Source organism: Parabacteroides sp. KHUB-02 (genome assembly GCF_056640955.1).
Map to the genome: position 1 here is coordinate 704,907 of NZ_JBWQEV010000001.1, position 14,862 is coordinate 719,768.

Annotated in this window: 9 protein-coding genes; 6 read left to right on the plus strand and 3 right to left on the minus strand. The window is 44.2% G+C overall.

Annotated elements, in window-relative coordinates; all coding sequences use genetic code 11:
- The first annotated feature begins 40 nt into the window (after positions 1 to 40).
- The 4 genes from ACYIA1_RS03220 to ACYIA1_RS03235 all read left to right on the plus strand — a co-directional run bounded on the left by ACYIA1_RS03220 (position 41) and on the right by ACYIA1_RS03235 (position 10,698).
- Complete coding sequence (locus tag ACYIA1_RS03220) at positions 41 to 3,211, plus strand: SusC/RagA family TonB-linked outer membrane protein (protein ID WP_005866145.1); 3,171 nt, start codon at positions 41 to 43, stop codon at positions 3,209 to 3,211.
- Positions 3,212 to 3,231: 20 nt separating this feature from the next.
- Positions 3,232 to 5,163 carry a SusD/RagB family nutrient-binding outer membrane lipoprotein gene (locus ACYIA1_RS03225; RefSeq protein ID WP_008774163.1) on the plus strand — a complete coding sequence of 644 codons (1,932 nt, stop codon included), beginning with the start codon at positions 3,232 to 3,234 and terminating at the stop codon, positions 5,161 to 5,163.
- Positions 5,164 to 5,569: 406 nt separating this feature from the next.
- Positions 5,570 to 8,737 (plus strand): SusC/RagA family TonB-linked outer membrane protein, encoded by a 3,168-nt coding sequence (locus ACYIA1_RS03230; protein ID WP_005866149.1) that lies wholly within the window; start codon positions 5,570 to 5,572, stop codon positions 8,735 to 8,737.
- A 41-nt stretch (positions 8,738 to 8,778) separates the two neighbouring features.
- A complete protein-coding gene (locus ACYIA1_RS03235; RefSeq protein ID WP_480334349.1) occupies positions 8,779 to 10,698 on the plus strand; it encodes a SusD/RagB family nutrient-binding outer membrane lipoprotein in 1,920 nt (639 codons plus the stop codon).
- Between the two features lie 76 nt (positions 10,699 to 10,774).
- On the opposite strand, the gene ACYIA1_RS03240 is transcribed toward ACYIA1_RS03235, so the two are convergent.
- A complete protein-coding gene (locus ACYIA1_RS03240) occupies positions 10,775 to 11,581 on the minus strand; it encodes an alpha/beta hydrolase (protein ID WP_044545812.1) in 807 nt (268 codons plus the stop codon).
- A 168-nt stretch (positions 11,582 to 11,749) separates the two neighbouring features.
- Positions 11,750 to 12,631: an ACP S-malonyltransferase gene (fabD, locus tag ACYIA1_RS03245; RefSeq protein ID WP_480334351.1), complete on the minus strand. Its 882-nt coding sequence runs from the start codon at positions 12,629 to 12,631 to the stop codon at positions 11,750 to 11,752.
- Between the two features lie 139 nt (positions 12,632 to 12,770).
- On the opposite strand from fabD, the gene ACYIA1_RS03250 reads away from it, so the two are divergent.
- Complete coding sequence (locus ACYIA1_RS03250; protein WP_005858259.1) at positions 12,771 to 12,965, plus strand: Sec-independent protein translocase subunit TatA/TatB; 195 nt, start codon at positions 12,771 to 12,773, stop codon at positions 12,963 to 12,965.
- A gap of 6 nt (positions 12,966 to 12,971) precedes the next feature.
- Positions 12,972 to 13,805, plus strand: coding sequence for a twin-arginine translocase subunit TatC (gene tatC / locus ACYIA1_RS03255; protein WP_036610364.1), 834 nt, complete (start codon positions 12,972 to 12,974; stop codon positions 13,803 to 13,805).
- Positions 13,806 to 13,883: 78 nt separating this feature from the next.
- Here the strand turns inward: tatC and ACYIA1_RS03260 are convergent, their stop codons facing one another.
- Positions 13,884 to 14,735 carry an aldo/keto reductase gene (locus tag ACYIA1_RS03260; RefSeq protein WP_413639430.1) on the minus strand — a complete coding sequence of 284 codons (852 nt, stop codon included), beginning with the start codon at positions 14,733 to 14,735 and terminating at the stop codon, positions 13,884 to 13,886.
- Positions 14,736 to 14,862: the final 127 nt, after the last annotated feature.

Here is a 14,862-nt window from a genome sequence, read left to right on the forward strand (position 1 = left end):
CAAGACATTGTCTAATTATTTATCAATAAAACCATCAGTTATGTTGAAAAACTTTAAACCTGTCAGCTTAATTCTATGTGCGGGTGCGTTATGCTTCTCGGGAAGCATGTATGCCAACATCGCACCTGTTGAGCAAGGTACCTCTATCTCCCAGCAAAACGGGAAAGTAACAGGTACAGTGGAAGATGATTTCGGCCCAGTGACCGGAGCGTCTGTTGTCGTGAAAGGAACGTCTAATGGAACGATTACCGATATGGACGGTAATTTCACCTTGGATGGCGTCAAGAATGGTGATGTAATCCAAATCTCATTCATTGGTTACTCCACCATGGAGCTTACGTATACCGGTAAGCCGGTAGGCGTTATCAAATTAGCGGAAGACACCCAGAAATTGGATGAGGTCGTGGTTACGGCCTTGGGTATCAAGCGTGAGAAGAAAGCGTTGGGATATGCTACGCAAGAATTGAAAGGAGACGAACTTGTAAATGCACGGGAAAGTAATATTGCGAATGCGTTATCTGGTAAAGTATCGGGTTTGCAGGTAGTTCGTTCTAGTAGTGGCCCTGGCGGTTCTTCAAAAATTGTATTGCGTGGTAATAATTCATTAACTGGATCTAATCAGCCGTTGATTGTTGTCGATGGTATTCCAATGGATAACTTTACTGGAGGAGTTGATGATGCTTGGGGTAATAGCGGCGTGGATATGGGTAATGGTTTGTCAGATATCAACCCGGAAGATATCGAATCCATGAACGTGTTGAAAGGAGCTTCAGCCGCCGCGTTATATGGTTCTCGTGCAGGTAATGGCGTAATTTTGATTACGACGAAATCGGGTAAAAAGCAAAGTGGATTAGGTATTACTGTAAATGCCGGAGTTACAGTGGAAAGCATGTTTTTGAAACCAGAATTACAGAATACGTATGGTCAGGGTACAAATGGCATATATAATGTGAAAGACCGTTCAAGCTGGGGGCCTGTTGCCGATGGTTCCGTAACAATTGATCGCTGGGATGGGCAGAAAGTCCAGATGTATACTTATGATAATATAGATGCTTATTTCCAGAAAGGAACTTCATTCAATGAAGGTGTATCTTTTCAGCAGAGCTATGATGGGACGGCGGTATTCGCCTCAATTAATCGCTCTGATGATAAGGGCATCGTTCCGGGTGCATCATTAAATAAAACGTCTCTTACTTTGCGTGGAACAAGCGAGTTCGGTCCGGATAAAAGATGGAAATTAGATGCAAAAGCCAACTATTTAAATAATAACGCAAAGAATCGTCCAATCCAAGGTATTAACCAATCGAATGCCTTTAGTACGATCTATAATTTACCACGATCGCTGGATATTAGGGATCTGGAGAACTGTTTGGACGAAAATGGAAATATGATTTGGTGGGATACCGAGAGTACTCCCCAAGAAAATCCGTATTGGATTAAAGATTATAGAACGAATCAAGACTCTCGTAATCGTTTGTTAGGTACAATTTCTCTTTCTTATAAGATAACGGACTGGTGGAACCTCGAGCTAAAAGGCGGTACGGACTATTATACGACTACGACTACAAATAAGGTATATTCTGGTGGTAATGTGAATCCGAAAGGGCGTTACTCTGAGAAGTCGGAGACTTTTTATGAGAACAACTATAGTTTCTTGACTACCTTTAAGAAAGATAACCTTTTTAGCAAGTTTGGTGGTTTTGTGACCGTGGGTGGAAACTTGATGATGCAACGCCGTAAGAAATTAGAGGCTGGTACGGGTGATTTATTGATCCCGAATCTATTTGCGATGTCTAATGCCGCTGACAAGAATAATATGACGCATACATCTGAGGATGTACAGCGCAAGATGAATTCTATTTACGGTTCTTTGCAAATGAACTGGGATGGCTGGCTGTTTATGGATATTACGGCTCGTAATGACTGGTCTTCCACTATGAGTAAAGAAAACCAATCTTATTTTTATCCTTCGGTTAGCTTATCTGGTGTTATTTCAGATATGGTGGAAAAGGTTGGCGGTACAATGCCGGAATGGATGAGTTTCGCTAAGGTTCGTGCTTCTTATGCGGAAGTAGGTAATGACCTTGATCCATATCAATTGTATACTGTATTCAAGGTTGATAAAGATCCAAATGGTAACCCAACTGCAGCTCTAGGAACTACTTTATATGATTCTTCTGTACGTTCAGAGTTGATTAAATCTTGGGAAGCCGGTATTGATTTGAAGTTTTTCAATAATCGATTAGGTATTGATGCGGCTTGGTACAAATCTAATGCTACCCGCCAATTGCTAGATTTGGCAATGGATCCATTTTCTGGTTATTCCAAACGTAAGATCAATGCAGGTAATATTCAAAATTCAGGTGTGGAATTAATGCTTTATGGTACTATTTTGCAGAATCCTAGAGGCTTAAATTGGGAAACAACATTGAATGCTTCCTTCAATAAAAATAAAATCATAGATTTGTATGAAGGAGTAAATGAATATGGCATCAAGACTTTTGATGATTTAAAGATTGTAGCCCGTACGGGTAGTTATTATGGCGATATTTATGGTAAAAAATTCCAACGTGTTGAAAGTGGGGAACATGCTGGTAAAATTATTGTAGATGCTCAAGGTTTACCATTAGTTACTTCAGATGATTATTATCTGGGGAATCAACAGCCTGATTGTATGTTGGGATGGACTAACTCGTTCTCTTATAAAAATATTTCTTTGAGCTTTTTGATTGATGCTCGTATTGGTGGAAATATTTACTCAGCGACCACTGCTAATTTGTACAAGGCAGGTAATGCCGCAGGTACCGTTATAAATGGAACCCGTGAGGAATTTGTAGTTCCGAATTCAGTGACTTCTGATGGAAATGGTGGTTATACGGCAAATTCTAATGCTGTTACTCCTGAATTGTACTGGGGACGTGCTGCCGGAGGTAATATCGGTGTGGGTGAGGCATTTTTATATGATGCTACTAATATTCGTCTACGTAATATTACCGTTGGTTATGATTTTGAGAAAAAATGGTTAGAGAAAACCCCATTACAGAAAGTACGTGTATCATTCGTGGCGAATAACGTTTGGATGATTGTAAATCATTTGGAAGGTATTGATCCGGAATCTATTTCGGCTACAAATTCCAATGCTACTGGTTTTGAGAATGGGGCAGCTCCGACTTCTCGCTCTTTCACATTTAATGTAACAGTTGGTTTCTAATAAGAAAGATGATTTTAAGTATGAAAACATTAAAAAGAACAATAATAGGGTTAGCTTCATTAGCCGTTTTATTTACTGCATGTAACGACTTTGAGGAAATAAATAAAGACCCGAATGCCGTAGATGAAAGTGCGATCAAAGTATCTTATCTACTGAATAAATCAATCATGGGGGCACAGCAGAACCCGCATATCGCAGAGCGTGTGTTCGTGTATCAATGGAAAAGTGCGGCTCGTTTTGAACGTCGTAGTGGTTTAGCTACAGGTGCGAATTATAATGATTATAATACGGACTACTTTGGCGTTGATTATGGAGTGGGATGGCTGAACAATGTTAATATGGCCGTGAAAATTGGTACGGAACGTGCCGCCAATCCGGAGTATCCTTATGAGAACAATTTGCTACAGATGTCTCGTATTTGGCGGGCTTATGTCATCTCTGAATTGGCTGATAACTTTGGTCCTGTGCCTCCGGCAAACGCTTTTGATGGTATCGTAGAATATAAGAGTATAGAAGATATTTATGATTTTATTATTTCTGAATTGAAAGATGCCGCTGGCAAGATAGATGTAAATGCGGATATGAGCGCTATTACATCAGAGAAAACGGATGCTTTCTATGATGGTGATGCCTCTAAATGGATAAAGTATGCGAACTCATTACGCTTGCGCTACGCTATGCGTTTATCTGCTGTAGATCAAGCTAAAGCAAAGGCTGCTTTTGAGGATGCCGCTTCGACGAATAATTTTATTACTACGCAAGATGAAATTGCTCAGGTGCAAGAAAAAGGCGGTTGGACTGATCTTGATGGTGTGATGTCTCGTCCTTGGAATGCCCAACCCATTTCGGTCACCATTAATAATATGATGATTGGCCTAGGAGGAATCGATTTCCAAGTTCCTGCGGCGATAAAAGAGGATGTGGTATTGAAAGATGCTCGTAATTATCTAGGCCTTCGATTAGAAAAACACTTACCGGTTTCTACGAATGATCCGGCTGCAGGCTATTTCTTTGATGCTCTTCCTTCAAAGATTGATCCTCGTGCTACTAAGTTGTTTCATATTCCGGGATATGATGATGGTACTGTTTATTTCTCTAATATCGGTTTGGCTGATAAGGCTCGTTTAGCGGATCCTGCTACTGGAAATGTTGAGGATAACAATAAGACATATTTGGAGTTGAACGTGAAATATACTTGGAATACTTGGGTTGCTGGAAAATGGGATAAATACTCAGCGCTAACCAGCGAATTGACAGGAGCAAGTAAGACTTATCCTTCTTTATCCAAGATATATCGTGAAAGTACGAATAAGCGTGTATGGTTTGGGCCGTGGGAGACGGAGTTCTTATTGGCTGAAGCTGCGTTGTATGGTTGGAACGTGTCTGGTAGTGCGAAATCTCATTATGAGGCTGGTATAGCAGCTAGCTTTGAATATCACGGTGTATCTGAGTTCTTAAATGATTATTTGAGTTCTACGGAATATAACCGTGTAGGTACTTCTGTCGCTTTTGATCATACGGCGGAAGCAAAGTCTTATACGGCTGAATATGTAGATGGTTATACTGGTGAGAAAAAGACTACTACTTATACTTATCCGAAAAATTCTATTTATAAGAATGGTACGGTCAATAATGATAAGCTGACAAAGATAATCTCGCAAAAATACTTGGCACAGGTTCCTTGGTTACCTTTAGAGGCATGGTCTGATCATCGTCGTTTAGGTTTGCCTTTCTTTGAGAATCAAGCTGTTGAGATAGATTATAACGTTTCTAGTAACGAGTTGCCTCTTACTCGTGCTAACTGTAAGGAATGTAAGTGGGAATTCTATCAAGAACGTCTGCGCTATCCAGCGAATATGGAAATCAATAGTAAGGATAGTTATATGAAAGCTGTTGAGCTATTGGGTGGAGCTGATTTAATTTCTACTCCGCTATGGTGGGCTAAACATTGATTTATATGAAAGAGGGTGTGTCAAAAGCCCCTGTTTTTGTGTATTTGTGCCGACCGCTATTATAAGCATCTAACAATGCCCATCGTAAGCCCCTGCCGACTGCGGTCGAAAGGTGCTTATGATGGGCATTCTAATAAACGTAGTATATCTTACTTGACCAACGCAGTATATATTATTGGGGCAACGCAGTATATATATATTGTCCATTCCTAAAATCACTTGTCACTAAACTCACGACCTTCCTGGTTTACTGAGATACCGGAGTGATACTCATCTCTCTCCGGTTACTCTTGTATATGTTAAACTCAAAACATATCTGCCCTTTTTATGTTTATACAGGATAAATGACATTCGTTGACGCAAAAACTAAAACATTGTCTATCAAAATAAACAAAAAACAGTAGTTATGTTGAAAAGATTCAGACCAGTCAGCTTAATCCTGTTGGTAGGGGCGCTTGGGTTCTCGGGAAACTTATACGCCACGCCTATGCCCGGGATTCCGAAGGTTGACATTTCACAGCAAAACGCAAAGGTGTCGGGAATAGTTGAGGATGCCTTAGGACCCGTTACCGGGGCGTCCGTAATCGTGAAAGGAACTACCAATGGTACTATGACCGACTTGGACGGGCATTTTACTTTGGATAACGTGAAGAAAGGGGATATCATACAGATATCGTTTATCGGTTATACCTCGCAAGACATCCCGTATACCGGCCAGTCCGAGATTACGGTTAAACTCGTGGAAGATACCCAGAAACTCGATGAGGTGGTGGTGACCGCCTTGGGTATGAAACGGGATAAGAAAGCCTTGGGTTATGCCATGCAGGAGTTGAAAGGGGATGACCTCTTGGCCTCCCGTGAGCCGAACTTGGCGAACTCCCTTTCCGGTAAGGTTTCCGGTTTGCAGATCGTTCGTTCAAGCAATGGCGTAGGAGGGTCTTCTAAGATCGTACTTCGTGGTAATAACTCATTGACGGGTAGCAACCAGCCCTTGATTGTCGTAGACGGTACCCCGATGGATAACTTCACCGGTGGCGTGGATGATGTATGGGGTAACTCCGGAGCGGATATGGGTAACGGTCTTTCGGATATCAACCCGGAAGATATCGAGTCCATGACGGTATTGAAGGGTGCTTCCGCCGCCGCCCTTTATGGCTCACGTGCCGGTAACGGCGTGATCTTGATCACTACCAAGTCCGGACGTAAGAACGAGGGACTCGGTATTACGATCAACGCCGGTATCACCGCCGAGACGATTTTCCTGAAACCTGATTTACAGAACGACTTCGGACAAGGCTCCGTGGGCGTTTACGATAACCAATCCCGCCTTAGCTGGGGACCGAAAGCCACGGGACAAATGGTAACCGATTGGAGAGGCAACCAAATCCCTCTGCATACATATGATAATATCGACGCTTTTTTCCGTACCGGAACCTCCTTTAACGAGGGTGTCAGCTTCCAGCAGAACATAAAGGGTACGGCGGTATTCGCCTCCGTAAACCGTTCCGACGATGCTAGCATCACCCCACGCTCAAAACTAAACAAGACGAATATTACCTTGCGTGCCACTACTTTCCTAGATGAGGCGGAAAAGTGGAAAGTAGATGCCAAGGTGAATTATATCAATCAAAACGCACATAACCGCCCGATTCAGGGCGTGAATCCCTCGAACGCTTTCAATACGATCTATAACCTGCCTCGTTCCTTGAATATCCGTGAGTTTGAGGATGACGTGGATGAGCAAGGCAATATGATTTGGTATGACGCCTCCAAGAATCCGCAGGAGAACCCTTATTGGGTGACCCGTTATCGCCAGAACGAGGATACCCGTAACCGTTTGTTAGGAAATATCTCCTTGAAATATGCCCCGACCGATTGGTTCGATATTGAGTTGAGAGGTGGTACGGATTATTATACCACGACGAAGAGCGAGAAAGTATATGCCGGTGGTAATACCAGTCCGAGAGGTCTGTATACCGAGGGATCGGAGACCTTCTATGAGAATAACTTCAGTTTCTTGGCTACGGCCCGGAAGGATAACTTGATCGATCGGCTGGGAGGCTTCGTTACTTTCGGTGGTAACTTGATGCTCCAGCAGCGTAATAAGATGAACGCTTCTGCCGGAGAGTTGTTGGTACCGAACTTGTTCTCGCTGAATAATGGCGTGAATAAGCCAACAGTCACTTCCGAGTTGATCCGCCGTCGTATGAATTCCTTGTACGGGTCGTTGCAGTTGAACTGGGATGGTTATCTGTTCTTGGATGTTACGGCACGTAACGATTGGTCGTCTACGATGTCGAAAGCCAACCGCTCTTATTTCTATCCGTCTGTCAGCTTCTCCGCGGTGATCTCTGATATGTTGCCGAAGATTGGCGGAAGCATGCCGGATTGGTTCTCTTTCGCTAAGGTACGTGCCTCCTTCGCTGAGGTAGGTAACGACTTGGACCCGTATCAATTATATAACTTCTACTCTGTAGGCAAGGACCCCAACGGGAATACGACGGCGAAACCGGGTAAGGTACTTTATGACTCGGACGTACGTAGTGAGTTGATTAAGTCATGGGAAGCCGGTTTCGATATCCGTTTCTTCAATAACCGGTTAGGTTTGGATGCCGCTTGGTATAAGTCCAACGCTACCCGCCAGTTACTAGATTTACCGATGGATCCGTTCTCCGGCTATGCTTCCCGTAAGATTAACGCGGGTAACATTCAGAACGAGGGTTTGGAGATCTCCTTGAACGGTACGATTCTAGACAATCCCGCCGGATTGAGCTGGAGCTCTACGGCGCAGTTCTCCTTGAACCGGAATAAGATCAAAGAATTATACGAGGGCGTGAATCTATATGATATAAAGACGTTCGACGCTATCCAGATCGTAGCTCCGGTAGGTGGTTATTATGGTGAGATCTACGGGCAGACCTTTATGCGTGTGACCGATGAGAATAGTCCTCACTATGGAAAGATCGTCGTAGGTGATGATGGTTTGCCTTTGATCTCTACCGAGAAGTCGAAAGTAGGAAACCAGAGTCCGGATTGGATGATGGGTTGGACCAATAATTTCTCTTATAAAGGTTTTAACCTGAGCTTCTTGATAGACTTCCGTATCGGTGGTAGCATCTATTCGGCGACAGCCTCCAACCTGTATACCCGGGGTAACGCCGCCGGAACAGTGGTGAATGGTGATCGTGCCGAATTCGTGGTACCGAATACCGTGGTTCAACAGGGCAGTGGTTATGCGGAGAATACGGTCGCCGTCACTCCCCAGAACTATTGGGAGCGTATTGGGTCTACCGGAAATTATGGTTTACCAGAGGTTTATACCTATAGCGCCACCAATGTCCGTTTGCGTAATATCACCTTTGGCTACGAGTTCAATCGACAGATGTTGAAGAAAACGCCTTTCCAGCGTGTACGTCTATCCGCTACTTGTAACAATGTTTGGATGATCCATTATAACTTGCCGGGTATCGACCCCGAGTCCGTTGCCGCCACGAATACCAACGCTACCGGATTCGAGAATGGAGCCGCGCCGACCAGTCGTTCCTATACGTTTAATGTAACCGTGGGATTCTAATGGAATACATGATAATTTGAATTACGATAAAAATGATGAAGATGAAAACAAGAAATATACTTTTTACCGGACTGGTATCGGTGGCCGCTCTTCTTTCTTCCTGTAATGACTTTCAGGAGATCAATGAGGACCCGAATCTTGTGGGAGAGGATAAGGTGAAGCCCCAATGGTTCCTGAATGCCTCTATCATGGGAAACCAGATGAACCCAGAGATAGCCGAGCGTATCTTTATCTTGTACTGGGACCGTGCTTCCCGTTTCAATAGGGGAAGTGGTTTTACGATCGGTACGGATAACAATGATTATAGTACGATCTACTTGAGTAATGATTACGCCGTAGGTTGGCTGAATCAAGTGACCAAAGCGATCCAGCTGGGAGAGCGGATGGTTGCCAATGGGGAGGCGGATACCTATCCCTATTATAAGAACGTAATCCAGATGTCCCGTATCTGGCGTGCTTACTTGAACTCGGAAGTCGCTGACGGTTTCGGGCCGATCCCAGCGTTAGCCGCTTTCTCCGGTGTACCGGCTGAGTACGATAGTGTAGAGGCTATCTATCAATTTATATTGAAAGAGTTACGGGAAGCTGAGTCTGCGTTGGACCCCTCCTTGGATATGTCCGCTATGGCTAACGAGGATGCTTTCTATGCGGGAAATGTTGCGAAATGGAAGAAGTACGCCAACTCCTTGCGTATGCGTTTGGCGATGCGTATCTCGGCTGTCGATCCTGTCTTAGCGAAAGCGGAATTTGAGGATGCCGCCTCTAAGACATTTATTTCCGAGCCAACCGATATCGCTTCCGTGCAGGAGAAAGAGGGTTGGGATGAGCTGACGAGCGTGATGTCTCGTCCTTGGAATGGGCAGGCGATGTCCGTGACGTTTAAGAACTTGGTAGTTGGTTTGGGTGGACAGGAATTTCCGTTGCCGGACTCCTTAAAAAGCCATTTGAAGAATCCATACGATTATCAAGGTTTATATTTGAACCAGCACTTCCCGCTGACGACGAATGATCCGTGCGCCGGTTTCTATTTCGACGGTATACCTCAATATGTAGATCCCCGTGCCCCGAAGTTGTTTAGTGTAGTGGGCTGGGATGATGGTGTGGTTTATTCCGATTATATCGGTGCGGCCAGCGAGGTGAAGCCGGTTCACTTGAAGAATCCGGCGGATAATACCCAGAATATGTTGACGATCGATCCGAAATATACGTGGGGCACTTGGGTCGCCGGAGAATGGGACGTGAAAGCCGGTCTGGTAAGTGAGCTGACAGGTAAGAATTATAATTATCCCTCTATATCGAAACAATATCGAATGAGCACCAATAAGCGTGTCTTCTTCGGCCCGTGGGAAAGTTACTTCTTATTGGCGGAGGCTGCGGTGAAAGGCTGGAAAGTTCCGGGAACGGCTAAATCCAATTATGAGTCTGGTGTTACGGCTAGTTTTGAGTATCATGGCTTATTGAGTCAAGTCGGCGATTACCTATCGTCTCAGAAATACAACCGTGTAGGTACTTCCGTCGCTTTCGACCATACGACAGAGGCGAAATCGTATACGATCCGTTATACGGACCCATATACGAAGGAGGTAAAAAGCCGTACGTATGAATATCCCCATAACTCGATCTACCGGAATGGCGCTTATAATAATGACGCTCTGACGAAGATTATCACCCAGAAATATATAGCGCAAGTTCCTTGGTTGCCGGAAGAGGCTTGGAGCGATCATCGTCGTTTAGGTCTTCCTTTCTTCGAGAACCAAGCGGTAGAGAAGGATTACAACCCATTGAATCAAGTTCCTTTGACGGTCGCTACCTCTAAGGAATGCCGTTGGGATTTCTACCCGAAACGTTATCGTTATCCGGCGAATATCCAAACGAATAATCAAGCGGGTTATGCGCAAGCTCTCCAGCTTTTGGGCGGCCCGGACTTGACGACTACTCCACTTTGGTGGAACGCTAAATAGCGAACCTACTTGGTCTGTTTTATATATACTTTTTCGGTGTCACGCATTTACTTGTGTGGCACCGTTTTTTTGAGATTTATTCAATCGTGCTTAGCCATTTCTCCAGTTCGTCAGTCCATTGACGTTTGTATACGAAGTTGTCCCGGAACCCAAAACTATGGCCGCCCTTTGGGTAAATATGCAAGGAGGCGGACACCTTGTTCTTTAGTAAAGCAAGATAATAAAGCACGCTATTCTCCGGGCTAATCGCCTCGTCATCCGAAGCCAACGCTATAAAAGCGGGAGGTGTCAGTGAGTTTACGTGTAATTCCAGAGAGAAAGCTTCCTCTTCCTCATGCGTGGGATTCGCTCCTAATAGCCGTTCCCTCGATTTAAGGTGCGTTAAATGAGGTAGCATACTTATAACCGGATAAAGGAGTATTTGGAAATCCGGACGTGCGTCGTCTACCCCGAATATTGCGGCATGCCCGGCGATATAACCGCCAATGGAGGCACCCATGACACCGACCTTCGTAATCTTCCACTCTTCCGAGTAATTACGGAGGATGCGGAGACCTTGGCGAACATCGTCCAGAGGGACTTCCCTATGTCCGTTCGGCATCCGGTATTTCAATACGGCATAAGTAATACCTTGCGCATTAAACCATGCGGCCATATCACGCCCCTCATGTCCGATCGAAATCTTGGAAAGTCCGCCACCCGGACACATCAAGATCGCCTTGCCATTTGGCTTCGTCGCCGGATAAACCAATAAGGAAGGATTCGATATATTGGATATGGCATTCGGGGCATCTTCCAATTCTACGCCGGCCAATCCATTACTAGTGGGCGCTCCATCCGGCCAAAGTAGGATAATCCTATTTTTCTGTTGTACTGTTTCCATTTTCTATATTCTGAATTGTGTTTATAGTATAAAACAACGTTGGCCTTTGATTAGTTTAGCATTCAAGATCTTTTCGAATCATCATCGTATATAAAAAAGTCCGGAAAAGACGAGGGAAATCACCCTCCATCCTTTTCGGACTTTTATCCTATTACATTGAAAGGTAAATTATTGCATACCTTCCGTAGTCATTTCCTTATTAATCTTTTTAACCAATCCCTGAAGAACGGCACCCGGGCCTAACTCGATGAAATGAGTGGCACCGTCGGCAATCATGTTTTGTACGCTTTGGGTCCAACGTACCGGGGCGGTTAACTGTGCGATCAAGTTAGCCTTAATTGTTTCCGGGCAAGTCTCGGCTTTCGTGCTTACGTTCTGGTAAACCGGGCAAGAAGGTTTATTGATCGTCGTAGCCTCGATAGCGGCAGCCAACTCCGTACGAGCCGGTTCCATCAATGGAGAATGGAATGCTCCACCTACTTTCAACTTCAAGGCACGCTTAGCGCCTGCGGCCAATAACTTCTCGCAAGCCTGATCGATACCGGGGATAGAACCGGAGATTACCAATTGGCCCGGGCAATTATAGTTAGCGCAAACCACTACCTCGTCCTTGATGCTTGCGCAAATTTCCTCAACCGTCGCGTCCGGCAAGGCTAATACGGCGGCCATTGTAGAGGGAGTTGCCTCGCAAGCCTTTTGCATAGCCATGGCACGTTTGGAAACTAATACCAAGCCGTCCTCGAAAGACAATGCTCCGGCAGCTACCAAGGCAGAGAATTCTCCTAATGAGTGACCTGCGGTCATATCCGGTTGGAATTGATCACCTAATGTTTTCGCGAGAATAACAGAGTGTAAGAAGATCGCTGGTTGAGTAACCTTGGTTTGTCTCAGATCCTCGTCTGTTCCGGCAAACATTAAATCCGTGATACGGAAACCAAGGATCTCGTTAGCCTTCTCAAACATCTCTCTAGCAAGAGGATTATTATCGTAGAGGTCTTTGCCCATACCTACGAACTGTGCCCCCTGACCGGGAAATACGTACGCTTTCATCTTTCTAATTTTTTTCTAATTTCAGTTTTTTAAGACGGTGCAAAGGTAATAAATTTGGAATAATGAGGCTACTATTCATTACAAATTGTATCTTTGCCCCCATAGAAACGAGAATATTAATGACTAATATTATAATATCATGAATGAATTACTATTTTTAGGAAACTTAGGTACTGGCGAGATCGTGATCATCGCCATTGTTGTGTTGTTACTTTTCGGTGGAAAGAAAATTCCTGAGCTGATGAAAGGTATCGGTAAGGGTGTGAAGAATTTCAAGGACGGTGTAAAAGGTTTGGAAGACGATATCAAATTAGACGATACGGAAAAGAAGTAAAGGAAGATGCAACAAGAAGAAATGTCATTCTGGGATCACCTAGAAGAACTTCGTTGGACTTTATTTCGTTCTGTTTTAGCGCTCTTTGTTTTTGCTATAGCCGGGTTCTCGGTAATGCCGTGGCTGTTCGATAATGTCGTGATGGCCCCGTGTAGCTCCGATTTCATCGTCTATCGGGAAATGTGTAAGATTAGTTCTCATTTTTCTTTTCTCCCGGACTTTTGTAATGATACGTTCCATGTGAACATTGTCAATATCAAACTGGCTTCCCAGTTCTTCACGCATATGACAAGTTCTTTCTGGCTGGCGTTATTATTGACTTTCCCCTATTTGATGTGGGAGATCTGGAAGTTCGTAAGTCCGGCTCTCTACGAGAATGAGAAGAAAAATGTACGTTGGGTATTCTTGTTCGGAACGATAATGTTCTTTATCGGATGCTCAGTGGGTTATTTCTTGGTGTTCCCGATGACACTACGTTTCTTGGCGACTTACGAGTTGAGTGCCGCCATTACGGAACAGGTATCCCTTGATTCTTACATGGATAACTTCTTGATGTTGATATTCGTGATGGGAATCGTATTTGAGATGCCATTGGTATCTTGGCTATTATCTCAGATAGGGTTGCTAAACCGCTCGTTCTTTCATAAGTACAGACGGCATGCTGTTGTCGGCTTGTTAGTTGGTGCGGCGTTCATCACTCCAAGTAGTGATCCGTTTACGTTAAGTATCGTATTCTTACCGCTCTACGGTTTGTATGAGTTGAGTGCGTTCTTCGTGAAAAAAGCCCCGAAGGAAGAAGACGAGGAGAATGAGGATGAGGAAGATAATAATGAGGAATAAATCCCGAAAGTTATAATAATGTAATATAAAAGAGGCGTGATCCATAACGGATTACGCCTCTTTTTGTGTAGGCCTTGCTTATCTGTTTTTCTCTAGGCTCAATATGAACCGTACTAATTCCGGATCATAATGTGAGAAAAACAGGCTTTGGGCTTTGTCTAACTTCGCGATTTCATTCATGTCCTGTTCCGAAAGTTCAAAACTGAATACGTCGAAGTTCTCTGCCATCCGTTCTTTATGCGTGGATTTGGGGATAACGACTATGTTGCGTTGGATGAGGAAGCGCAAGGCGACTTGCGCCACGGATTTATTATATTTCTGTCCGATTCCCGTCAATATCCCGTTCGTGAAAAAGTTATTGCGCCCTTCTGCGAAAGAGGCCCATGACATGATTTGTGTACCATATTCCCGCATGATTTCCTCTGCTTTCACTTGCTGATTGAAGACGTGTGTTTCCACTTGATTCACTGCGGGTTTTATTTTTACATGTTCCGCTAGGTCGATAAAACGGTCCGGGTAAAAGTTACTTACGCCGATGGCCCGGGCTTTTCCTGCACGGTAAGCCTCTTCCATGGCACGATATGTTCCATAATAGTCGCCAAAAGGCTGGTGAATGAGCAGAAGATCAATATATTCGGTCTGTAATTTGCGCAGAGACTCATCGATGGAGGCTTTCGCCTTTTCCTCTCCGGCGTTGGTCACCCATATTTTTGTGGTGATGAACAATTCATCGCGAGGTATGCCACATTTACTTATGGCTTTGCCTACACCTTCCTCGTTATAGTACGCTTGTGCCGTGTCGATGGAGCGATAGCCTACGCTGATAGCATCCAATACGCAACGTTCACATTCCTCGGGGGCTATTTGATATACACCATAACCCAAGATCGGCATTTCTACGCCGTTGTTCAATTTTACTGTTTTGTTCATCGTAATGTTATTTTAAATTGTGGTCGCAAAGTTATGTCTGATAAGCGGATATGACGATAAATAAAAGTCGGTGCTATTTTCATTTTTTTCGGTTGTTGAGTCTCGATTTTATTTTTATATCGTGTTT

Bases quoted from the DNA above. Each gene is read 5' to 3' on its own strand.
- ACYIA1_RS03220 (WP_005866145.1), top strand. From the start codon at position 41: ATGTTGAAAAACTTTAAACCTGTCAGCTTAATTCTATGTGCGGGTGCG.
- ACYIA1_RS03225 (WP_008774163.1), top strand. From the start codon at position 3,232: ATGAAAACATTAAAAAGAACAATAATAGGGTTAGCTTCATTAGCCGTT.
- ACYIA1_RS03230 (WP_005866149.1), top strand. From the start codon at position 5,570: ATGTTGAAAAGATTCAGACCAGTCAGCTTAATCCTGTTGGTAGGGGCG.
- ACYIA1_RS03235 (WP_480334349.1), top strand. From the start codon at position 8,779: ATGAAAACAAGAAATATACTTTTTACCGGACTGGTATCGGTGGCCGCT.
- ACYIA1_RS03240 (WP_044545812.1), bottom strand. From the start codon at position 11,581: ATGGAAACAGTACAACAGAAAAATAGGATTATCCTACTTTGGCCGGAT.
- fabD (WP_480334351.1), bottom strand. From the start codon at position 12,631: ATGAAAGCGTACGTATTTCCCGGTCAGGGGGCACAGTTCGTAGGTATG.
- ACYIA1_RS03250 (WP_005858259.1), top strand. From the start codon at position 12,771: ATGAATGAATTACTATTTTTAGGAAACTTAGGTACTGGCGAGATCGTG.
- tatC (WP_036610364.1), top strand. From the start codon at position 12,972: ATGCAACAAGAAGAAATGTCATTCTGGGATCACCTAGAAGAACTTCGT.
- ACYIA1_RS03260 (WP_413639430.1), bottom strand. From the start codon at position 14,735: ATGAACAAAACAGTAAAATTGAACAACGGCGTAGAAATGCCGATCTTG.